20 protein-coding genes are annotated in these 20,894 nt (G+C 58.6%); 2 read left to right on the forward strand and 18 right to left on the reverse strand.

What is annotated here, in order from left to right; translation table 11 throughout:
* Nucleotides 1-8: 8 nt before the first annotated feature.
* The 9 genes from ACR0LY_RS06615 to ACR0LY_RS06655 form a co-directional block, all read right to left on the reverse strand.
* Entirely contained in the window at nucleotides 9-1,010 is a 1,002-nt protein-coding gene (locus tag ACR0LY_RS06615; protein WP_170348048.1) for a cell division protein FtsQ/DivIB, read from the reverse strand.
* Entirely contained in the window at nucleotides 998-1,906 is a 909-nt protein-coding gene (locus ACR0LY_RS06620; RefSeq protein ID WP_174820406.1) for a D-alanine--D-alanine ligase, read from the reverse strand. Before ACR0LY_RS06620 ends, ACR0LY_RS06615 begins: the two co-directional genes overlap by 13 nt.
* A 116-nt stretch (nucleotides 1,907-2,022) precedes the next feature.
* The gene (gene murB / locus ACR0LY_RS06625) at nucleotides 2,023-2,952 is read right to left on the reverse strand and encodes a UDP-N-acetylmuramate dehydrogenase (protein ID WP_170348046.1); all 930 of its coding nucleotides are present in this window, start codon (nucleotides 2,950-2,952) and stop codon (nucleotides 2,023-2,025) included.
* Nucleotides 2,953-3,744: 792 nt separating this feature from the next.
* A complete protein-coding gene (locus ACR0LY_RS06630) occupies nucleotides 3,745-3,993 on the reverse strand; it encodes a DUF2484 family protein (RefSeq protein WP_170348045.1) in 249 nt (82 codons plus the stop codon).
* Complete coding sequence (locus ACR0LY_RS06635; protein WP_170348044.1) at nucleotides 3,990-4,238, reverse strand: DUF2484 family protein; 249 nt, start codon at nucleotides 4,236-4,238, stop codon at nucleotides 3,990-3,992. Before ACR0LY_RS06635 ends, ACR0LY_RS06630 begins: the two co-directional genes overlap by 4 nt.
* 75 nt (nucleotides 4,239-4,313) lie before the next feature.
* Complete coding sequence (gene murC, locus ACR0LY_RS06640) at nucleotides 4,314-5,723, reverse strand: UDP-N-acetylmuramate--L-alanine ligase (RefSeq protein ID WP_170348043.1); 1,410 nt, start codon at nucleotides 5,721-5,723, stop codon at nucleotides 4,314-4,316.
* Nucleotides 5,720-6,817, reverse strand: coding sequence for a UDP-N-acetylglucosamine--N-acetylmuramyl-(pentapeptide) pyrophosphoryl-undecaprenol N-acetylglucosamine transferase (locus tag ACR0LY_RS06645; protein ID WP_170348042.1), 1,098 nt, complete (start codon nucleotides 6,815-6,817; stop codon nucleotides 5,720-5,722). Before ACR0LY_RS06645 ends, murC begins: the two co-directional genes overlap by 4 nt.
* Complete coding sequence (ftsW, locus tag ACR0LY_RS06650; protein ID WP_170348041.1) at nucleotides 6,817-7,980, reverse strand: putative lipid II flippase FtsW; 1,164 nt, start codon at nucleotides 7,978-7,980, stop codon at nucleotides 6,817-6,819. The genes ACR0LY_RS06645 and ftsW overlap by 1 nt, the downstream gene beginning before the upstream one ends.
* A 214-nt stretch (nucleotides 7,981-8,194) precedes the next feature.
* Nucleotides 8,195-8,530, reverse strand: coding sequence for a cupin domain-containing protein (locus ACR0LY_RS06655; protein ID WP_170348040.1), 336 nt, complete (start codon nucleotides 8,528-8,530; stop codon nucleotides 8,195-8,197).
* A gap of 182 nt (nucleotides 8,531-8,712) precedes the next feature.
* On the opposite strand from ACR0LY_RS06655, the gene ACR0LY_RS06660 reads away from it, so the two are divergent.
* Nucleotides 8,713-9,891, forward strand: a complete 1,179-nt coding sequence (locus tag ACR0LY_RS06660) for a BaiN/RdsA family NAD(P)/FAD-dependent oxidoreductase (protein ID WP_170348038.1) — start codon at nucleotides 8,713-8,715, stop codon at nucleotides 9,889-9,891.
* Here the strand turns inward: ACR0LY_RS06660 and ACR0LY_RS06665 are convergent.
* The 9 genes from ACR0LY_RS06665 to mraZ all read right to left on the reverse strand — a co-directional run bounded on the left by ACR0LY_RS06665 (nucleotide 9,888) and on the right by mraZ (nucleotide 19,569).
* Nucleotides 9,888-10,262, reverse strand: a complete 375-nt coding sequence (locus tag ACR0LY_RS06665; RefSeq protein ID WP_254440165.1) for a glycine zipper family protein — start codon at nucleotides 10,260-10,262, stop codon at nucleotides 9,888-9,890. The two genes, ACR0LY_RS06660 and ACR0LY_RS06665, sit on opposite strands and share 4 nt — an antisense overlap.
* Before the next feature lie 105 nt (nucleotides 10,263-10,367).
* Nucleotides 10,368-11,768, reverse strand: coding sequence for a UDP-N-acetylmuramoyl-L-alanine--D-glutamate ligase (gene murD / locus ACR0LY_RS06670; RefSeq protein WP_170348034.1), 1,401 nt, complete (start codon nucleotides 11,766-11,768; stop codon nucleotides 10,368-10,370).
* Between the two features lie 150 nt (nucleotides 11,769-11,918).
* Entirely contained in the window at nucleotides 11,919-13,001 is a 1,083-nt protein-coding gene (gene mraY / locus ACR0LY_RS06675; protein ID WP_170348033.1) for a phospho-N-acetylmuramoyl-pentapeptide-transferase, read from the reverse strand.
* 24 nt (nucleotides 13,002-13,025) lie between these two features.
* Nucleotides 13,026-14,420: a UDP-N-acetylmuramoyl-tripeptide--D-alanyl-D-alanine ligase gene (locus ACR0LY_RS06680; RefSeq protein WP_170348032.1), complete on the reverse strand. Its 1,395-nt coding sequence runs from the start codon at nucleotides 14,418-14,420 to the stop codon at nucleotides 13,026-13,028.
* Nucleotides 14,417-15,898 carry a UDP-N-acetylmuramoyl-L-alanyl-D-glutamate--2,6-diaminopimelate ligase gene (locus tag ACR0LY_RS06685; protein ID WP_170348031.1) on the reverse strand — a complete coding sequence of 494 codons (1,482 nt, stop codon included), beginning with the start codon at nucleotides 15,896-15,898 and terminating at the stop codon, nucleotides 14,417-14,419. Before ACR0LY_RS06685 ends, ACR0LY_RS06680 begins: the two co-directional genes overlap by 4 nt.
* 21 nt (nucleotides 15,899-15,919) lie before the next feature.
* Complete coding sequence (locus ACR0LY_RS06690; protein ID WP_170348030.1) at nucleotides 15,920-17,707, reverse strand: peptidoglycan D,D-transpeptidase FtsI family protein; 1,788 nt, start codon at nucleotides 17,705-17,707, stop codon at nucleotides 15,920-15,922.
* Nucleotides 17,704-18,072, reverse strand: coding sequence for a cell division protein FtsL (gene ftsL / locus ACR0LY_RS06695; protein ID WP_170348029.1), 369 nt, complete (start codon nucleotides 18,070-18,072; stop codon nucleotides 17,704-17,706). The genes ACR0LY_RS06690 and ftsL overlap by 4 nt, the downstream gene beginning before the upstream one ends.
* Entirely contained in the window at nucleotides 18,069-19,061 is a 993-nt protein-coding gene (gene rsmH, locus ACR0LY_RS06700) for a 16S rRNA (cytosine(1402)-N(4))-methyltransferase RsmH (protein WP_170349349.1), read from the reverse strand. The genes ftsL and rsmH overlap by 4 nt, the downstream gene beginning before the upstream one ends.
* Before the next feature lie 4 nt (nucleotides 19,062-19,065).
* Entirely contained in the window at nucleotides 19,066-19,569 is a 504-nt protein-coding gene (mraZ, locus tag ACR0LY_RS06705) for a division/cell wall cluster transcriptional repressor MraZ (RefSeq protein WP_170348028.1), read from the reverse strand.
* 909 nt (nucleotides 19,570-20,478) lie between these two features.
* Between mraZ and ACR0LY_RS06710 the strand changes: the two genes are divergently transcribed.
* Nucleotides 20,479-20,703: a DUF1127 domain-containing protein gene (locus tag ACR0LY_RS06710; RefSeq protein WP_170348027.1), complete on the forward strand. Its 225-nt coding sequence runs from the start codon at nucleotides 20,479-20,481 to the stop codon at nucleotides 20,701-20,703.
* Nucleotides 20,704-20,894: the final 191 nt, after the last annotated feature.

Genomic DNA, 20,894 nt, shown 5'->3' on the forward strand with positions numbered 1-20,894 from the left:
CATGTTCGTTACTGCCCGTTACCCACTGTCACTTTTGTATTCCACCAGTCTTCGCTGGCAGCTTTGGTCATTCTTATTGTCGGGCGCTGCCCAAGCCGCATGTCCACCACGGCCACGTCACGCTCCAACAGGTCCTGCACTTCGTTCACGGCAAGCACACGTTCCAACGCGCGCACCGGGCGTTCGGTTGGCAACATGATGCGTTGGCCGCGATCCAGAACCAGATCCCAACGTCGCTCGCCAATCCGCACCAGACCGCGAACCCGGCCACCCAAGCTGCGGGCAGTGGTCACCAGTTGCAACGCCTCGGCCACATGGGCATCCGCACCCTTGCCTGCGATCAGCGGCAGGTTGGTGTGTTCCTTACGCGAAGCGATGCGTTCCACATGCGCGCCGGTTTCATCCAACAGTTCGATCCCGCGGCGCGTGCGCCAGACGATGACGGGCTGACGCTCTTCAACATCCACTTGCAAGATACCACCAGGGCGCACCCGGACCGAGGCGGATTTGACCGGGTCCAGCCCGGTGATCGTGTCGCGGATCTGTTCGACATCCAGATCCCAGGAGCTTATCGGGAAGTCCAACGGCACCACTTCGCGGATGTCTTCAGACAGATTGGTACCCGCGCCATCAATCGCCATAAGATTGACCATGAATTCAGGCCGCTGCTGGATCGAGGTCTTGATGTCGGCCACATAGGCCACCACAGCCTCGCGCCGCTCGGCCGAGCCGAAATAGATCCCGGCCGCAGCGCAAAGCGCGAATATGGGCAAGCCAACCCGCAAACCCCGGCGCACACCCGGCGTCAGCATCCAACGCTGCAATCGGTAATTCAGCCGCGACGGAGCCGGATCAAACCGTTGCGATTTGCGACCGAACAGCTTGACCCCACTCAACCGCAGCTTTGGCTCCGCCTCGGACCGCGCGCCCGAGCCAAAATCCGCATCCGGTCCGGCCAGCGGCTTTGATCGGTGGATCACCGGCGCACGAGTGGCCCTTAGCGGTCGCATGAGGCGTCCTCCACCATCCACGCGCAAAGCTGGCCAAAGCTCATGCCGAAATGCTCGGCCTGTTCTGGCACAAGCGACGTTGGCGTCATCCCGGGTTGCGTGTTGGTTTCCAGCAGGAACAACCCATCAGCCCCCATGCCGTCATCCCAACGAAAATCAGTGCGGCTTACCCCCTTGCACCCCAACGCATCATGGGCGCGCAATGCGTAATCCAGACAACGGTCAAAGATGTCTTGCGGGATTTCGGCTGGCAGCACATGCCAGGACCCGCCTGGCTTGTATTTGGCGTCATAGTCGTACCAACCGCCATCGGTCATGATCTCGGTCACGGTCAGCGCGCGGTCCCCCATCACGGTCACTGTCAATTCACGACCTGCGATGTATTTCTCGACCATCACGAATTCAGGCATATCCTCGGACAGTTGCGGCGGGCCGTTTGACCCTTCATGCACGATATAGATACCGACGCTGGAGCCTTCGTTATTGGGCTTGGCGACGTAAGGGGGTTCCATCACGTGAACTTCGATCACCTCGACCTTGGGCACGATCACGCTGGGTACTACGGGCAGACCTACGGCCTGATACACCTCTTTGCTGCGTTGCTTGTCCATCGCCAGCGCCGAAGCCAGCACACCGGAATGCGTGTACGGAATCCGCATCCACTCCAGCAGACCCTGCACGCAACCATCCTCACCCCAGCGGCCATGCAGGGCGTTAAAAACCACATCTGGTTTGATGTCTAAAAGGCGCGCGTAAAGGTCGGGACCTGCGTCCAGCTCTACTACTTCAAAGCCTTCTCCCCGCAGGGCGGCTGCGCATTCGCGCCCAGAGCTGAGAGACACCTCGCGTTCCGCCGAGGGGCCACCCATCAATACCGCCACTTTGGGGTTTGTCATGCTCGACTTACCCACTTAGCGCCTCAATGTCCCAGGACCTTATGTAGTGGTCCGTACTGCGTTATGCCTTTGATCCGTCGCCTGAATTTGCCTGTTATGGTCTGACGGTTGGGGCTTTATTCTGTCAGCGGATCACCGACCCGCATGATTTCCCACTCTAGCGTGATGCCGCTTGTTTCGTAAACCTTTTTTCGCACCTCTTCGCCCAGACCTTCAAGGTCAGCAGCCGTGGCAGTGCCGGTATTGATCAGGAAGTTCGAGTGTTTGGGGCTCATCTGAGCGCCCCCTCGCAACGCCCCGCGCATACCCGCATCGTCGATGACTTTCCATGCCTTGAGGTCATGCACGTCATCAGCGCGACCCGTGGACGAAAAGCCCGCCGGGTTGCGAAAGGTCGAACCGGCGCTGCGGTCTTTGGTGGGTTGGGTCTCGTCGCGCTTTTGCAGTTGCGCCGCCATGCGAGCGTGCAATTCAGCGGGATCACCTAACGGACCCTCGAATGTAGCGGAAACCAATACCGCCCCGTCGGGCAGATCGGACTGACGGTAGCGAAAGTTCAGATCCTCTGGGCTCAGGTCCAGAACCTCACCCTGTCGCGTGACGATGGTGGCCTTGCGCAGCACATCCGCTGTGTAGCTGCCATAGCATCCCGCATTCATCCGCACAGCCCCCCCGATCGAGCCGGGAATGGTGCGCAGAAACGTCAGGTCCACACCCGCATCCGCCGCCTTGCGCGCCACATGCGCATCCAGCGCTGCCGCGCCAGCGGTGACGGTGTTGCCATCGACCGAAATACCGTTGAACCCGCGCCCAAGCCGGATCACCACCGCGCGCAACCCGCCATCCCGAACAATCAGGTTCGAACCAACACCCATTGGGAAGACGGGAACCTCAGCAGGCAAGTCGCGCAGGAAGTGCTGAAGGTCTTCGATATCTGCAGGCTGGAATAAATAATCCGCAGGCCCACCGACCCGAAGCCAGGTTAAATCATTCAAAGGTCGGTTTTCAGTGAGTTTGCCACGAGGCGCAGGAAGTGTTTGAACCATGGCTCTCTGGTAGTTCGATTCTGTTCGCTTGTCATCTATCTGGACTAAGTTTTGCATACGCTTTGACCGCTGTCGGCTACGCAAACCTGTACTGAATCCCAAAACCAACCCGGTTCCCAAAGGAAAGGCTGTGAACATAACGAAAAGATTATAGAAGTCTTCGGCCCGCCACCACATCGGCTCTAGCAATCCTACGTTGTCCGAAGCCAGAAACCCATAGGCACTGGACAAGACAAGAAACAACAAAAGATAGACGGGCCCACGAAAACGACCCCGTTTAACAAGATTGTGGGATGCCAGCCCGGACAAAAATACCGGAAGCGCCATCGCCAACACGACAGCGGCTACTACTTCAATTATCTCCAATCCGTGTCCTCATCTGAAGGTTTGGTCAAAATGGTTCAGCTGTCCTCAACCAAGCGTTTCTTTGGAGCACAGCATTTTAACCTCTTGGGTTATTACACGGGCGCAATACTGGCATCAGACTTCAACTTCCTGAGCAAAATCCGGTGCAATCCACCAGTCAAAATTCCAAGGGTAAGACCTGGCACGAATTGGACGATCACGCTCGAGGTATAAGCGACTGAAAATAGCACAACGAACCCCTCGGCGCTCTGACTGGCGTACGCGCTAACAGGGGTCCAATACCACACGGCAAACGAAACAAACAAAAATAATAGAAGATAGATCGGTCCTCTGAACTTCCCTTTAATAATAAGAATGTGTGAGGCTATCCAAATCAAAAACAGGGGCAGAAAGAATGCGAGAGTGTAAAAGACGTATTCGATCATGTCAGTGTCCAACAAGCCGTCGCACCCAACGCCCCAGATAAATCACCGGCCAGCGCAGCACCGACATGCCTGCTGCCATTACAATCAACCCGATCCACGGTCCGTTCTGAAGCGTCACGTATCCCAAAATCGGAATCCCCACCGCAATCAGGATATAGGCGCGGGTCCAGTGATTGTCTTTGCTGGGGATCATCGCCAACACATTCGCAGCAATTCCCCAAAGCGCGGCAAGGGCGATGGACAAGTTCATTTCTGAACCTCCGCACCGGTCCAACGGCGCCAGTAAAACCGGATGGGATTGCGGAACAGGGATACAAAGGCAGCGCTAGCCAACAGCCCAAACACCCAGCCATAGTCATGGCCCAGCCAGACAATCAGAGCAGGCGCAGAGATGAATAACACAACTCCAGGCGGGAACTGCAGACGCATCGGCAACATGGCCACAATCGTCGAGGCCACGACCCACAAGGCTGCAAACATTACCGAATATGCCATATGCCCCTCCGAGGACATCCCGTCTGCGATTGCGACGTCACACTTTATAGTTGCAATAGGCGAGAGTCCATTGCCTCAGACCACCTGTTTTTGCTGCAATCGAGCGGGCAATCCGTTGGCCCAGGCACTGATCGTACCAGCCCCCAGGCAGACGACCATATCTCCGGGACGCGCCTGTTCGCGAACCAGACGTTCAAGATCGCCCTCGTCCAGCAATGCGCGGGCGTGTCGATGGCCGTGGCGGATCAGGCCCTGCACAAGATCATCGCGGGATGCACCCTTGATCGGGTCCTCTCCGGCGGCAAATATGTCAGCGATGGCAACGACATCGGCGTCGTTGAAACACGTGCAGAAATCATCAAACAGGTTGGACAGGCGGGAATACCGGTGCGGCTGATGCACGGCGATGACCCGTCCCTCGGTGGCCTGACGGGCAGCTTTCAGCACAGCAGCAATTTCCACAGGGTGATGGCCGTAATCGTCAATGATGGTGACCCCATCAACCTCACCCACCTTGGTAAAGCGGCGGTTCACGCCACCGAAATTGGCCAGCGCATCACGAATTTCCGAGGTCTTCATGCCCAGGTGCCGGGCCACTGCCGCCGCAGACAAGGCATTCGAGACATTGTGATCACCGGGCATCGGCAAGGTACAGCCTTCGATCACCGTGTCTTCGTATTGCAGGTGGATGTCGAAATGCGCGATGCCGCCTTTGTAAGTCAGGTTAACTGCACGTACATCGGCCTGCGCATTGAAGCCATAGGTCCGCACGCGCCGGTCAGTGATGCGGCCAACCAGCGTCTGCACCTCGGCATGATCGGTGCAGCACACGGCCAGACCGTAGAAAGGCAAGTTCGACACGAACTCGTAGAAACCGTCGCGCAATTTGTCGAAGTCGCCCCAGTGTTCCATATGCTCGGGGTCGATATTGGTAACAATGGCAATGGTCGCAGGTAGACGGTTGAACGAGCCGTCGGATTCGTCGGCCTCGACCACCATCCATTCGCCCTGTCCCATCCGCGCGTTGGAGCCATAGGCGTGGATGATCCCACCATTGATCACCGTCGGGTCGAAATCACCGGCCACCATCAACTCGGCCATCATGGTGGTGGTGGTTGTTTTGCCGTGGGTTCCGGCAATCGCGATGTTGGACTTCAGGCGCATCAATTCGGCCAGCATGTCAGCCCGGCGTACAACCGGCAGTCCGCGCGCGCGGGCACCGTCCAATTCCGGGTTGCCCGGTTTGATCGCGGTCGACACCACTACTACGGCGGCGTTTTCCAGGTTCTCGGCGCGTTGGCCGACAAAAATCTCGCCCCCCAAGCTGGCCAGACGGTCAGTGATTTTCGAGGCCTTCAGGTCCGACCCCTGCACCCGGTAGCCAAGGTTCAGCAGCACCTCGGCAATGCCCGACATCCCGATCCCGCCGATCCCTACGAAATGGATCGGCCCTACATCTTGCGGCAGTTTGGTTGCAGGATTCATGCGGTCTCCTTCTGCGCCAGTTGCTCGACAAGGGCCGTCAGACGCTCGGTTGCGTCCGGAGCTCCGGTCGAAAGGGCGGCATGGGCCATTTTTTGCGCGGCTTCAGGGTTAGTCAGAACTGCGGTGATTTGCTCGGTCAGCGAGGAAACGTCAAGGGCGTTTTCAGGAATCATGATCGCCCCACCCGCCTGTACCAGCCCGCGCGCATTGGCGGTCTGGTGGTCGCCAGCGGCAGCCGCAAACGGGATCAGGATCGAGGGTCGCCCGATGACCGAAATATCGGCAACGCTTGACGCCCCCGAGCGCGAGATAACCAACTGTGCATCCGACATGCGGCGGGGAACGTCGTGAAAAAACGGTTTGACCTCGGCACGGATTCCATGGTCGGCGTAGAACGCCGTGACCCGTTCGCCATCTTCGTCACGTGCCTGATGGGCAACGCGGATTTGGCCGCGCAGCAATTCGGGCAAAGCTGCAATCGCGCCGGGCACCACATCGCTGAGGATGCGCGCGCCCTGCGATCCCCCCATCACCAGGATCGACATCGGGTAATCTCCGGGCGGAATGTAACCCGCCGCCGCGCGTTCAAGAACGGCGGCCCGAACCGGATTGCCAGTATGGATGCCCTTTGCCCCCTCGGGCAGATCCGTGGGCCAAATACCGCAAGCTACCTGAGACACGCGGGTCGCAAACAACTGGTTTACCCGTCCCAGAATACCGTTCTGTTCATGGATCATGCGCGGGATTTTCAACATCGTCGCCGCGCCGAGCGCCGGGATCGAGGGGTAACCGCCAAATCCCACAACCACATCCGGCCGGTCGCGCATCATCTGCAATGACATGCTGGTCACGCCACCCGCAATCTTGGGTCCGACCAGCGCCTTTGCGGCCAAACCACCACGCGCGAAAGTGGCCGAGGACGCCTCGACAATTTCGGTCGAGTGCGGGAAGCCACTGGTATACCGTGCGCCGCGCGTATCGGTAGACAGGCGCACGCGCCAACCTTTTTGCAGCATCGCCTCAGCCAGCGCTTGTGCCGGGAACATGTGCCCCCCGGTGCCGCCAGCTGCAATCAGAAGGTAGGGTTTGTTCATTAACCTCGTCCGCGCAGTATATCGCCAAGCTCGCCCTGTGGGCGGGTGCGGGTGAAGGCCAACAACATGCCAACCGCGATGCCGCCCGCAATCAGGGATGAACCACCATAACTGACAAACGGCAGCGTCATGCCTTTGGCGGGCAACAGCCGCACCGCAACGCCCATATTGATCATCGCCTGCACACCGAACATGCAGGCCAGACCGGTGCCTGCCAGACGGATGAACATGTCCCGCTCGCGCATCAACCGCAGCAGCGAGCGTACAACGATGATCGAATAGAGCGCGATGATGATCAGCACCAGGATCAGGCCGTATTCCTCAGCCGCGACAGCGATGATAAAATCGGTATGCGCATCGGGCAGCGACCATTTCACCTGCCCCTCGCCCACGCCAACACCGAACAATCCACCTTCGCGAATGGCGTTGGTAGCATAGCCCAGCTGCGTGGTCGGATCGACCTCTTGGTTCAGGAACCCGTCGATGCGGCGGGCAAAGTGTTCCGAGTTCGAATAGGCCAGCATACCGCCCAGCACGACCGCCCCGGCCATACCCAGCAGAAGCAGCATAGGTGCCCCTGCCACAAAATACATCACGCCCCAGCCAAACAGGATCAGACAGGCTTGACCGAAATCAGGTTGCAACACCAGCATGCCAACGATGGCCATGCACAGTGCAAAGGACCACAACCGCCCCGGAGGACCGTTGATTTCCTGCGACGCGGCCAGCAACCATGCGGCCACGACAATAAAGCCGGGCTTTAGAAACTCGGATGGCTGCATCGAGGCAAAGCCCAGCGAATACCAACGCACCGCCCCTTTGCCGAAATCGGTGCCAAAGACCGGCAGAAACGCCAGCGCCACAAACGACGCAAGAAAGCCCAGCACTGCCAGTCGCCGCACCAGTGTCGGGGACATCATCGAGGTCAGCAGCATCGCAACCAGGGCCAGCCCGCCAAAGATCGCCTGCCGTTCGACATAGTGGAACGGGTCAAACCCGTTGCGCCCGGCCAACGGCGGCGACGAGGCCAGCCCCAGCAACAGCCCAATGACAAACAGGATCAGCACACAGGACATGGTCCAGCGATCAATCGTCCGCCACCACTTTGGTAGAATCGGTTCTCCGCGCTGGTCCTGGACCGCGCCATACACCATCTCAGTCATGAGATACCGCCACTTACTGCCTCGTTCATGTCCCTTTTTCGGGATCTGAATGAGAGTCTACAGACATTTTTGCGTTTGGGCTAGCGGAATGAGCGGGTATGCGGAAAACGGCCCGTAAGTGGCGGTGACCTCAGCAATTGGACAAACGGCCCCAATCCCATCGCGGTGTCAAAGGGGCTGAATAATGCCTGCGCAGGACAGCGCAGAATTTACTTCACTCTTTGATTGGATACCGATCCGGCTCTTCAAACACGTCGATCACACGGGTCCCGGCCTTGATCTGCCCGCCGTGTTCCACCCCGGCCGGAATCGAATAGTTGTCACCGGGACGGTAGGTTTTGGTAACTCCTCCGATAGTCAGCTCGACCTCACCTTCGATGACCGTTCCCCATTGGGCCCCATGTGAATGCAATGGAAGCTCCATATCCTGAAGAAACGTAAAAAACGCCGCGAGGCCGGCGTCAGATCTTATGACCGCCGTCTGCACGACATCCTCGGGGAAAGGCACGTCCAATTTGGGAAATGCAGCAATAAAGTCCGGAAATCGCATCGATTTATCCTTTTTTTAAAACGCGCGTCAAAAGGGCAGCATGTCAGCGCGTTGGGCAGCTTGCAATCTGTATTTCTACTGACCAAAACGCCTCACGATGCAATGACCCATGAAGTCTTTTGCAGTGCGCCGAAACCGCGCTGGCTCTTGCCTTCCTTCCAATTCCACGCCATGCGCAGCCCATGACATATGACACGATCATCCTCGGTGCCGGTGCAGCCGGTATGATGTGCGCGATCCATTGCGGTGGGCGCGTTCTGGTGATCGATCATGCCAAAGCGGCCGGAGAGAAAATTCGCATCTCAGGTGGCGGGCGTTGCAATTTCACCAACATGTACGCCGGGCCGGGCAACTTCCTGTCGCAAAACCCGCATTTCTGCAAGTCGGCCTTGGCGCGATATACACAGTGGGATTTCGTTGACCTGGTCGGGCGCCACGATATCGCGTGGCATGAAAAAACCCTTGGCCAATTGTTCTGCGACGGGTCCTCGAAACAGATCATTCAGATGCTGTTGACCGAAATGGAGCGCGCCGGGGCCGATCTGTGGGTGCGTACCGAGTTGAAAGATTTGCGCAAGATCGAGGTCGGTTTCGCGCTGGAGGTCGACCGCGAAGGGCAGCGCCTCAGCCTGACTTGCACCAATCTGGTTCTGGCAACGGGCGGTAAGTCGATCCCCAAGATGGGTGCAACCGGCTTGGCCTATGATATCGCCCGCCAGTTCGGTCTGCGGATCACCGACACACGCGCAGCATTGGTGCCGTTCACCTTCTCGGACGGGAAATTCAAGGACCTTTCCGGCGTGTCCCTGCCGGCACGCCTGTCAAACGAGCGCACCAGCTTTGACGAGGCGCTGCTGTTCACCCATCGCGGCCTCAGCGGGCCATCGGTGCTGCAATTGTCTTCTTATTGGCGCGAGGGTGAGGCGATCCGGGTCAACCTGATACCCGATCTTCCCCTTTTCGACCTGCTGCGCGATCAGCGGCAGAGCGGGGGCCGCAAGGCCCTGACCACCGAACTTGCCCGCCACTTGCCAACACGGCTGGTGGAGTACCTAAGCCAGCATATTCCGATGCAGGGCAACCTGGCCGACCAATCCGACGCGGCACTGACCGATTTAATTACGGCCCTGTCCAATTGGCCACTGACCCCTTCGGGCACCGAAGGTTATCGCACCGCCGAGGTCACCCTGGGCGGGATCGACACTGATGATCTGTCGTCAAAAACGATGGAGGCCAGGGATGTCCCTGGCCTCTATGCGATTGGCGAAGCGGTGGATGTCACCGGTTGGCTGGGCGGTTACAATTTCCAATGGGCGTGGTCCTCGGGCCACGCTGCTGGAGTTGCAATCGCAACCCGTTAGCCGACGACGTTATAGCCACGTCCGCGCATACAGTTGCGCACGATGACTTCTTTATTCTGGTTCTTGTTGATCACGTCCGCACCGGCACCGACCAGAGCGCCAGCGACCGCTGCACGACCCAGATTGTCGCTGCTGTCCTGAACGATCCCGGTAACCGCAGCCGCACCTGCCGCGCCGATTGCGGCGTTCCCGGCGGTGGAGCCATCAACGCTGGCTTGCGATGCAGCCAGCTGTTGGCATTGCTGCAGATCCACGTTGTAGTTCGGGCCAATCGGGCCATCGACAATCGGCTGATAATTGGCACCAACATTCGTGCAGGCGCCAGCCACCAAAATGGCGGGTAGGATCAGAGAAAACTTACGGTATGGCATAGTCATTACCTCGTGTTGAATTTGCCCGGAGCCAAACGTAATTGTCACGGCGCGTCAAGCTGATAGCACTGTAGCTTGGCCCAACTGGCGGTCTATTGCAAATGACTATCCCGCCAACCGCTGCCGAACCTGTTCAGCGAAGTCCTCTCCGCGCTGTTCAAAATTGTCATACTGATCGAAACTTGCCGCTGCAGGGGCCAGCAGCACCGTCTCTCCCGGTTGCGCATCTGACATGGCCTGCGCCACGGCTTCGGCCATTGTGGTGCAGACCTGCGCCTCGGCTTCAAGTTGAAGCGCGAAATTGGCAGCTTCGCGCCCGATCACATAAGCCTTGAGCACCTGATCCGCAGCGCCGTTCAACGCTGAAAGACCACCCTCTTTTTCCAGCCCCCCACAAATCCACCGGATCTTTTTAAACGCGCTCAACGCCTTCAGCGCGCTGTCTACATTAGTGGCCTTGGAATCGTTCACATAGGTCACGCCGTCCACTTCGGCGATAATCTGGCTGCGATGCGGCAAGCCGGGATAGCTGTGCAGCGCATCCTCAATTACGCGCGGCGCCAGCCCCAACGCGCGGCAGGCAGCATAGGCGGCACAAGCGTTCTGATGGTTATGAACGCCGGGCAGGCCCTTGATCTGACGCAGGTCGATTGACCCAGCCTGCCGCCCCTTGCGGTACTCCGACAAGAACCCCTTGCGTGCAAAGACCTGCCACCCCGGCCCGGTCAGTTTGCGCGCCACCGAGACACGGATGACCCGGTCGTCAGTCGGCCCTTCGGACAGCTGGCCCGCCAGAAACGCGCCTTCGTTTTCATCCACACCGATCACTGCGCGATCCGGTCCGCCCTCGGCAAATAACCGACGTTTGGCTGCGAAATAGCCCCCCATCCCGCCATGCCGATCCAGATGATCAGGCGAGAGGTTGGTGAACACCGCCACATCCGGCGTCAATGCGCGGGCCAGATCGGTCTGATAGCTGGACAACTCCAACACAACCACCGACCCGTCTCCACCCGGATCAATATCCAGCACCCCGCGCCCAATATTCCCTGCCAGCTGTGCCTCGCGCCCGGCTTCGGTCAGGACGTGATGAATCAATGCTGCAGTGGTTGACTTCCCGTTTGACCCGGTCACCGCAATAACGCGAGGCGGGGTGTCATAGTTGTTCCATTCCGACCCGGCAAAGGATCGGAAGAACAGCCCAATATCGTTGTCCACCGGCACTCCGGCGTCCAGCGCAGCAGCCACAATCGGGTTCGGTTCGGGATAGAGATGCGGAATTCCCGGCGACACGATCAGCGACGCGATGTCGTCAAACGCCCCGTGGCGGTGCAAATCGGCGCAAGTGAAACCTTCTGCCTCGGCTGTTTCGCGAGCGGCGGGATTGTCATCCCAACAGACAGGCTCAGCCTTACCTGCCCGCAATGCACGGGCCGTGGCCAGACCCGATCGGCCAAGCCCCAGAACCGCAACCTTTTGCCCTGAAAACCCTTTGACCGGGATCATGCCGCCCACCTTCTTCTGACGTCCAATTGGCCGTCACACTGCACAGAAGAAAACTCTATTGGCAAGGGCAACAAAAGGCTCGCGCGTCAGCGCGAGCCGGGCTCAACAGGTGGCAGGTGGACCGCAGGTCCGCCGAACCTGGCGGGAGCGTTACCGGACTTTCAAAGTCGCCAGACCAATCATCGCCAGGATCAGCGAGATGATCCAGAACCGGATCACAATGGTCGGCTCGGCCCACCCCTTTTTCTCATAGTGGTGATGGATTGGTGCCATCAGAAACACGCGGCGACCGGTGCGTTTGAAGTACAAAACCTGAATAATCACACTCAGCGCTTCCACAACGAAAAGCCCACCGACAACGGCCAGTACCAGCTCGTGCTTAGTGGCCACCGCAATCGCGCCAAGCGCGCCGCCCAAAGCCAGCGATCCGGTATCGCCCATGAATACGGCCGCAGGCGGAGCGTTATACCACAGAAACCCAAGCCCCGCGCCAAACAGTGCCGAGGTAAAGATGAAAATCTCCCCCGTACCCGGCACATAATGCACGTCCAGATATTCGGTAAAGTCGACCCGCCCGACCGCATAAGCAATTACACCCAAGGTCGAGGCTGCAATCATCGCAGGCATGATTGCCAAGCCATCCAAGCCATCAGTCAGGTTCACAGCGTTGGCCGCCCCCACAATCACAACAATTGCAAAGGGGATGTAAAAAACTCCCAAATTGACCAGCGTATCCTTGAAGACCGGCACGGCCAGCTGGTTCTGCAGCGCCTCGGGATGATGCAGGGTGGCCCAAAGCGAAGCCAGAACCGCGATGATCACCCCCAGCGCCATTCTCATCTTTCCAGACACACCCTTAGTGTTCTGCTTGGACACCTTGGCATAGTCATCTGCAAAACCGATTGCCGCATAAGCCAGCGTCACAAACAACACCATCCAGACATAAGGATTGTCCCACCGCGCCCAGACCAGCGTTGAGGTCACCAGCGCACCAACGATCAGCAACCCGCCCATGGTTGGCGTGCCAGCCTTGGAAAAATGCCCCTCAGGACCGTCGTCTCGGATTGGCTGACCTTTACCCTGTTTCCTGCGCAATACGTTGATCAGCGGCTTGCCGAAGATAAAGCCAAAGATCAACGCGGTCAGAAAGGCTCCGCCCGCACGGAAGGTGATATAGCGGAAGAGGTTAAAGAAATCCCCCCCATCCGACAGGGCGGTCAACCAATAGAGCATGTCAAAACCTTTCTCATGCGGAGGTCATGGGTCAAGCGCGCTCCCTTGCCCCATTTTCCGCAAACCGTCAACAATCTGAGCCAGCGCCATGCTCAGCGACCCTTTGGCCAGAACCGTATCGCCTGCCCGGATCAAATCCGGCAGATGCGCGGCCATTTCGGTGCTTGTTTCACTCCACAACCCGCGCTTGCCCTCGGGCAGCGCTGCATGCAGAGCCTTCATCAACGGACCGATACAGTGAACCTGATCGACCTGCGCCATTGCCGCGACATCCGCCATTCCGGAATGCATGGCGATTTCCTGCGTGCCCAACTCTTTCATATCACCCAAAAAAGCGACCCGGCGTGTGCCCTCGGCCGCAGCCAGCACATCCAACGCTGCCTCCATCGAAGTAGGATTGGCATTATAACTGTCATCCAACAGCTCAATCTGCCCGCCCGCCGCCAGCGGCAGCACCTCGCGCACGCCCCGCCCTTTGACCGGAGACCATTGGCGCAGACCTGCGATGGCTTCATCAAGATCAACACCCATTTCAACACAGGCCGCCAATGCACCCAACGCATTCATGGCAAAATGCGTTCCAGCCGATTGCACGTCATAGGTGATGGTGGCATCCCCAACCGCAGCTTCCGCACGCACCGAGTCGCCTCCTTGCGAGACATCATTCAATGCGTAATCTGCAGCCTTACGGCCAAAACCAACGATACCGGCCCCGTAGTCCTGCGCGATCTGACGCAAAATTTCTGCGTGTTCGATATCTGCATTTACGATGGCCACTCCGCCGGGCTCGAGCCCTTCGAAGATCGCGGCTTTTTCCTGAGCGATACCCGCAACCGAATCGAACGCCTCAAGATGGACCGCCGCAACTGTCGTCACCAACGCCACATGCGGGCGTGCCTGACGCGCCAACGGGGCAATCTCTCCGGGGTGGTTCATGCCGATCTCGATCACGGCGAATTCAATGTCGCGCGGCATTCGAGCCAGCGTCAGAGGAACGCCCCAATGGTTGTTATAGCTGGCCACGCTGGCGTGGGTTTTTCCCTGCTTTTCCAATATGGTCGCCAGCATTTCCTTCGTCGAGGTCTTGCCGACGCTGCCGGTAACACCCACCACGCGCGCGTCGGTTCGGGCGCGGCCTGCTTGGCCCAATGCCTCTAGCCCGATCTGAACATCATCGACTATCAACAGCGGGGCGTCTTTCGAAACACCTTCGGGAATGCGCGACACCAATGCCGCGCCCGCGCCTTTTTCCAACGCCTGCGCCACAAAATCATGCCCGTCACGCTCGGCTTTGAGAGCAACGAACAAGTCGCCCGGCTCAATGGTCCTGGTGTCGATTGACACGCCATTTACCGCCCAATCGGTCGTGGCGCGCCCTCCGGTGGCCTCGGCCGCCTCGGCTGCTGTCCAAAGCGTCATGCCACCCTCCCGTCCAGCGCGGCCACACTGATACTGGCCTGTTCCACATCATCAAACGGCAACACCTGATCACCGACGATTTGCCCAGTCTCATGGCCTTTTCCGGCGATCAACAGCGCGTCACCGGGTTGCAGAGCGTCAATGCCGCGCAGGATGGCTTCGGCCCTATCGCCCACTTCGGTGGCCTCCGGTGCACCCAGCAGAACAGCGGCGCGGATCGTGGCCGGGTCCTCGCTGCGTGGGTTGTCGTCGGTGACAAAGACAAGATCCGCATGATCGGCAGCTGCCTTACCCATCAGCGGGCGCTTGGTGGCATCCCGATCCCCACCCGCGCCGACAATGGCGATCAGGCGCCCCATGACATGCGGCCGCATCGCCTTGAGCGCCGTTGCCACCGCGTCCGGCGTATGGGCGTAATCGACAAATACCGCTGCGCCGTTGTCACGGGTCGCAGCCAACTGCATTCGGCCCCGAACGGTTGTCAGGTGCGGCAAGGTTTCGAACACACGCTCGGGCTCTTCTCCGGCGGCGATGACCAGCCCACAGGCAAGCAGGATATTCTCGGCCTGAAACCCTCCAATCAGGTTCAGACGGGTTTGCAGCACCTTGCCCTGCCAGGAAAACCGCAAGTCTTGCCCGGTTGCGTCAAAACGCTGACCGATTAGGCACAGATCGGCATCGCCCAGCCCGACGGTCAATACACTTTGACCCCGCGCTTCGGCTATTTTGCGAACCTCGACACCTTTGGGGTCGCTCATGTTGATTACCACGGTGCCGTCCTGTGGCAACACACGATCGAACAATCCCGCCTTGGCGGCGAAATAGGCCTCGAAGGTTTCGTGATAGTCCAGGTGATCCTGCGTGAAATTCGAAAAGCCCGCAGCGGCCAGATGCACGCCATCCAGACGCCGTTGTTCGAGCCCGTGCGAAGACGCCTCCATCGCGGCATGGGTCACGCCGTTTTCCGCAGCTTCGGCCAAACAGCGGTGCAAGGTAATTGGCTCGGGCGTGGTATGCGCCAGCGGTGCGGTCCACGCACCCTCAACCCCTGTTGTTCCAAGATTGACGGCGGCCAGTCCAAGTTCCATCCAAATCTGGCGTACAAATGTGGCCACGGACGTTTTTCCGTTTGTCCCAGTGACAGCCACGATGTGCTGCGGCTGGGCCCCAAACCAAAGCGCGGCACATCCGGCCAGCGCTTGACGGGGGTCTTCAACCACGATCAAAGCAGCGTCCGATGCGGCCAGTTCCTCCGCCGCTATTTCAGCGCCTTCGGCATCTGTCAGGATCGCAGCGGCCCCCATACGCAGGGCAAATTGTATGAACTCTCCACCATGTACGCGGGTGCCGGGAAGCGCAGCGAACAGATAGCCATCCTTCACCTCACGGCTGTCAACGGCCAGTCCGGTAATGTCGGGATTCGCCCCGCCCCGCGCAGTCAGGGCCAGTTGGCTAAGTGTTTTCGTCCTTGTGCCCATGACCCACCTCTGCTGGACAGCCTAATTTGAGGTCAGGGTTATAGCAGCGCGCGCCTCAGGCTCAAGCCGGGGACGCAACCCAAGTAGCGGGGCAATCCGTCCGATCAGCTCGGCAGCCACGGGAACTGCCGTCCAACCCGCCGTCCGGCGCTTTTCGCCGTAGGCCACGATGGACGGTTCATCCAGAGTGACGATCAACACATATTTCGGATCATAGGCCGGGAAGATCGTCGCGAACGTCGCGATTACCTTTTCATCATAATACCCACCGCGCGGCTTGGGCTTATCCGCCGTGCCGGTCTTACCCGCCACGTCATAGCCTGCAACATCGCCAAAGCTGGCAGTGCCATCTGTCACCACTCGGCGCAGCATGTTCTGCGCCTGTTTCGCGGCGCTTTCGGACATGACTCGCGGCCCGTATTGAGCACCATTTTTGCGTAGAATGGTCGGGCTGACATAATGCCCGCCATTGGCTATCGCTGCATATCCGGCTGCGAGATGCATCGGGCTGGTCGATAGGCCATGACCGTAAGAAATGGTCACCGTACTCAGCTCGCCCCATTTCTTGGGCTTGAGCGGTTCACCGCCTGCGGCCTCGACAATTTCAAAGGGGGTGGGTTCGAACATGCCCAGCGCCTCAAGGAAATCCTGCTGACGGCGCGACCCGATCTGCAAGGCCAATCGGCCCGTGCCACGGTTCGAGCTGTGGACGATCACATCCGCAACGCTGATCTTACCATAGTTCTTGCCGTTGAACTCACCAATCGGGAACCGCCCGATCCGCATCGGACCAGAGGTGTCGATGATTGTCTCAGAATTCACTAACCCCAACTGAACAGCCTGCGCGGCAGTAAAGATTTTGAATACCGAGCCCAGCTCATAAACGCCCTGCACATAGCGATTGAACAATGGGCTGTCCGACGGATCAAATCCCGAGGTTGGCGGGCGCGGACGGTCGTTCGGATCGAAGGACGGCAGCGACGCGGCCGAGATGACCTCGCCTGTGTGTGCGTTCATCAGCACCGCCGAGGCCCCTTTGGCGTTCATGATCTTCATGCCGCCATACAAAACCTGTTCAACCGCTGCTTGAATGGTCAGGTCCAGCGAAAGTTGCAGCGGCTTGTTGCCGTTGGCCGGGTCACGCAGATAATCGTCGAATTGCTTCTCGACCCCCGCCACGCCGATAACTTCGGCTGCGCTGACGCCTTCGCGGCCAAAGCCCGAACCACCCAGAATATGCGCGGCCAGACGCCCGTTCGGATATAACCGCATCTCGCGCGGGCCAAATAAGATGCCGGGATCGCCGATATCATGCACCGCCTGTTTCTGTTCCGGTGAGATACGTTTCTTGATCCACAGGAACTTGCGATTACCGGTGAAATCCTTGACCAGACGCTCTTTTTCCAGATCAGGGAAGATCGCCACCAGCTGGTCTGCAGCGGCGACTGGGTCGATCATTGCAGGTGGCTGGGCATAGACAGAATAGGTGTCCAGATTGGTTGCCAGAATGCGCCCCTCGCGATCCACGATATTGGCGCGCTGCATCGCAATCGCAGCACCGGGGGCGCTTGCCAGCGGCTCTTGTGCCTCGGACGTCGCAAGCATGCCCATTCGGACCCCTACCACCGAGAAAGCGCAGAAGAAGAACAGGCCCAGCACCAGCAAACGCCCTTCGGCGCGGGCGCGGGCGCGATCTTTCATGTCTTCGTGACGCTGACGGATATTTTCCCGCTCGATCGCCTTTGGGTTTTCCCCGCGAGCGCGGGCATCAAGAACGCGGGCCAGTGGGCGCAGAGGGGTACGGGTCATGGGATCTGCACCTCGCCCAGCGCCTGAGTACTGGTGATGGCCTGCAACTCGACCGGGTCGACGATAGGCAGGTCCGGGTCCTCGGCGTAAGAAATCTGATCAGCGCGTCCGAATTGTTCGGCGCGCAGCGGCAACAGGCCCAGACGTTCAAAGTTCAGGTCGGCCAATTCGCGCAGCCGGTCGGGACGGTTCAGGTAAGCCCATTCGGCGTTCAAAACGGCCAGCCGCACCTGCGCCATGCCAATCTCGCGCTGTAGCTTCTGTGTTTCCTTCACCACTTGCTGGGTGCGGTAATTCTCTTGATACGCCCAAAGCGCCAGTCCGAACACGGCCAGAGCAGTCAACACATACAAAACACTCTTCATTTTGCCCTTCCCCCCAGTTGCGGCATCCCAATGGCGCGGGCATCAATTTCCCCAGCCGGAGCCTCAGTCCGTACCGCCACACGCAGCTTGGCCGAGCGCGCACGCGGATTTTCCTGCAATTCCTGTTCATCCGGACCCACAGCTTTGCGGGTCTTAAGCGTGAACTGCGGCAGTTCTTGTTCCATTTCAGGTGCATAGCGATTGGCACGCCCGGTCTTACCTGCGCGGGACTGAAAGAACCTTTTGACCATCCGATCCTCGATGGAATGGAAAGTCACAACAGCCAGTTGCCCGCCTGGCTTCAACGCGCGTTCGGCAGCCATAAGCCCCTGAAACAGCTCTTCATATTCCGCGTTCACTGCAATCCGCAGCCCCTGAAAGCTGCGCGTTGCCGGGTGCGACTGCCCCGGTTTGGGGCGCGGCAAGCAAGATTCGATGATCTGAACCAGACGCAGGGTCGTCGTAATCGGCTCATCCGCCCGCGCTTTCACAATCGCCTTAGCGATCCGTCGGCTGGCGCGTTCTTCACCATAGTGGAACAGAATATCGGCCAGTTGGGCCTCGGTCGCCGTGTTCACCAGATCGGCGGCGCTCTCACCCTCCTGGCTCATTCGCATGTCCAGCGGGCCGTCCTTCATGAAGGAAAAGCCACGCTCGGCCTGATCCAACTGCATGGATGAGACGCCGAGGTCCAGCACCACGCCATCCAGATCTTGCGCGTATTCATCCATGCGGGAAAACACCCCGGGCTGCATAACCAACCGGTCGCCATAGCCACCCGCCCAGTCTGCCGCCATCGCAAAGGCCAACGGATCACGGTCCACGCCAATGACTTTGTCAGCCCCGGCCTCCAGTAGGCCACGTGTATAACCACCCGCCCCAAACGTCCCATCCAGCCAAGCACCGGACACCGGCGCCACAGCGGCCAGCAATGGGCGCAGCAGAACAGGGATATGAGGTTTGTCGGAAGGGGTGTCAGCGCCGGCCATGCCGTCACGCGTCCCCGACGCCATCTAGGAACTCCAGAGGATCGAAATCCTCGGGCTGTTCGTCCAGCCAATCTTCGGCGGCTGCCAGCTCTTCAGACTCATATGTCTCAGGCTTCCAGATCTGGAACGTATCACCCGCGGCAATAAAGAACGCCTCGTTTTCAAGGCCGATCTTGGTGCGCAACTTGGCTGGCAGCACAAGGCGACCCGTCTCATCCACGGTGGTTGGGAAGGACTGACCGTGGAACATGCGCTGCAACATCTTCCGCTGCATCGAACCACGCGGAAGCGCGTCAATCTTGTGATCGACCTCGTCAATCGCCTGCATGGTATAGCATTCAAGGAATTTGCGGCGGTGATCTCCATAGACGATCACCAGTTCGGGGGTATCACCGGGCTGCCAGTTCGGGTCCGAAGCCTCAAGCACACGGCGAAACGAGGCCGGGATCGACACCCTGCCCTTCGTATCCACCTTGTGGTGGCTTTCACCTCTAAACCTGCGCGCCAAGACGACTGTCCCTTTCGCTTGCGCCCCACCCAAAATTCACGTTCCCCCCGGATGAAAAACGGCGGGTTGATCTGCTGCCACTGATCAACCCGCCGCATTGACCCGCTTTGCGGGATGTCCAGCTGCGCGCGCCACCTGGGGGGATGTCTGCTCGCCCGCGCGCCGGATCTCTTGATTGATGAAAGCGAGATGCCTGTATGAAACCTGTTTTTATTGGTTCGGGGTCGTTTGGCGCCCCATGTGCCTCGTCCTCATCGGATAAACAAGGGATGCCATGGGAATTCATGGAAATCAATAGGAAACTTCAATGTACTTAAGAAAGAATCGCAATATAGACGCATGGCAATCAATTGAAAACCACCCGCATTACACCATAATTAGAATTGATATCGAGGCCAAATACCATATATAGCTAAAAACTTGCACTGAACATCATGTCCCATGAATTCCCAAAAATTCTCCAAATTCTTGAAAATTCAATCACCCAGAGGTCAATCTCACAGCTTCCACCGTACGAATCACCTTCCATTTGCGGCTCCCCATGCAAATCGCGAAGGCATTCCCAGGCGTCGCCCATGATTTCCCATGCACACCGGAACACTCATTTAGTGAGGCAAGAGGCGCACCTTAATTTAAAGATGCTCAACTTAGAAACATCGCGCTTAAAGAAGCGGCAATTTTTACTAACCAGTAAAATTCGGAAGATTGCCACCGTGGGCAAGGCACTCATAAAACTCCTGTTTTTAAGGCCCAAATGACAACAGCACACCAACACGTTGATATCTATGCATTTGCTGCATAGCAGCATTGACAAGTTCACCTATTGTGCATGTGCAGCATTTCCTTATCTTCATCCTCAAGCAAACGCCGAGACACAGCGGCAAAGACAAAACATATCGGGTAACACAGATGGCTGTAGCAACACATCAGACCGCGCTCAAAGGCGCACCGGCAACCGGCCTGGCATCACTGATTGAGGCTTCAAAAACCAGGTTCGTTCGGTACCGGGTCTACCGCCGGACCGTGAATGAACTGTCCGAACTGTCGAACCGAGAGCTGGCCGATCTGGGCCTGCACCGTTCGATGATCCGCCGCGTGGCAATGCAGGCGGCCGAAGAATACGTCGCGCACTAAGCGCGCACTGACATAACCGAGATCAGGTCCTTCCTCCTCCCTTTAGGATCTGTATTTCAGCGGCGATATCTCTCCTCCTCCCTGATATCGCCGCACCTTATACCGGCCCTGAAAGCCGGAAACTGACACACCGGGTACTTCTCCTCCCTTTCCCGGTGTTGAAAGCGCGCGGCGACGTCTTCCTCCTCCCT

The sequence above is a fragment of the Ruegeria sp. BC5 genome, assembly GCF_056539205.1.

Coding starts and splice junctions, on each gene's coding strand:
- ACR0LY_RS06615 (WP_170348048.1), bottom strand. CDS start 1,010: ATGCGACCGCTAAGGGCCACTCGTGCGCCGGTGATCCACCGATCAAAG.
- ftsL (WP_170348029.1), bottom strand. CDS start 18,072: ATGAAGAGTGTTTTGTATGTGTTGACTGCTCTGGCCGTGTTCGGACTG.
- murD (WP_170348034.1), bottom strand. CDS start 11,768: ATGATCCCGGTCAAAGGGTTTTCAGGGCAAAAGGTTGCGGTTCTGGGG.
- ACR0LY_RS06665 (WP_254440165.1), bottom strand. CDS start 10,262: ATGCCATACCGTAAGTTTTCTCTGATCCTACCCGCCATTTTGGTGGCT.
- ACR0LY_RS06635 (WP_170348044.1), bottom strand. CDS start 4,238: ATGGCATATTCGGTAATGTTTGCAGCCTTGTGGGTCGTGGCCTCGACG.
- ACR0LY_RS06685 (WP_170348031.1), bottom strand. CDS start 15,898: ATGGGCACAAGGACGAAAACACTTAGCCAACTGGCCCTGACTGCGCGG.
- rsmH (WP_170349349.1), bottom strand. CDS start 19,061: ATGGCCGGCGCTGACACCCCTTCCGACAAACCTCATATCCCTGTTCTG.
- ACR0LY_RS06620 (WP_174820406.1), bottom strand. CDS start 1,906: ATGACAAACCCCAAAGTGGCGGTATTGATGGGTGGCCCCTCGGCGGAA.
- mraY (WP_170348033.1), bottom strand. CDS start 13,001: ATGCTCTATTGGTTGACCGCCCTGTCGGATGGGGGGGATTTCTTTAAC.
- ACR0LY_RS06645 (WP_170348042.1), bottom strand. CDS start 6,817: ATGAACAAACCCTACCTTCTGATTGCAGCTGGCGGCACCGGGGGGCAC.
- murC (WP_170348043.1), bottom strand. CDS start 5,723: ATGAATCCTGCAACCAAACTGCCGCAAGATGTAGGGCCGATCCATTTC.
- ftsW (WP_170348041.1), bottom strand. CDS start 7,980: ATGACTGAGATGGTGTATGGCGCGGTCCAGGACCAGCGCGGAGAACCG.
- ACR0LY_RS06690 (WP_170348030.1), bottom strand. CDS start 17,707: ATGACCCGTACCCCTCTGCGCCCACTGGCCCGCGTTCTTGATGCCCGC.
- ACR0LY_RS06710 (WP_170348027.1), top strand. CDS start 20,479: ATGGCTGTAGCAACACATCAGACCGCGCTCAAAGGCGCACCGGCAACC.
- ACR0LY_RS06660 (WP_170348038.1), top strand. CDS start 8,713: ATGACATATGACACGATCATCCTCGGTGCCGGTGCAGCCGGTATGATG.
- ACR0LY_RS06630 (WP_170348045.1), bottom strand. CDS start 3,993: ATGAACTTGTCCATCGCCCTTGCCGCGCTTTGGGGAATTGCTGCGAAT.
- murB (WP_170348046.1), bottom strand. CDS start 2,952: ATGGTTCAAACACTTCCTGCGCCTCGTGGCAAACTCACTGAAAACCGA.
- ACR0LY_RS06655 (WP_170348040.1), bottom strand. CDS start 8,530: ATGCGATTTCCGGACTTTATTGCTGCATTTCCCAAATTGGACGTGCCT.
- ACR0LY_RS06680 (WP_170348032.1), bottom strand. CDS start 14,420: ATGACGCTTTGGACAGCAGCCGAGGCGGCCGAGGCCACCGGAGGGCGC.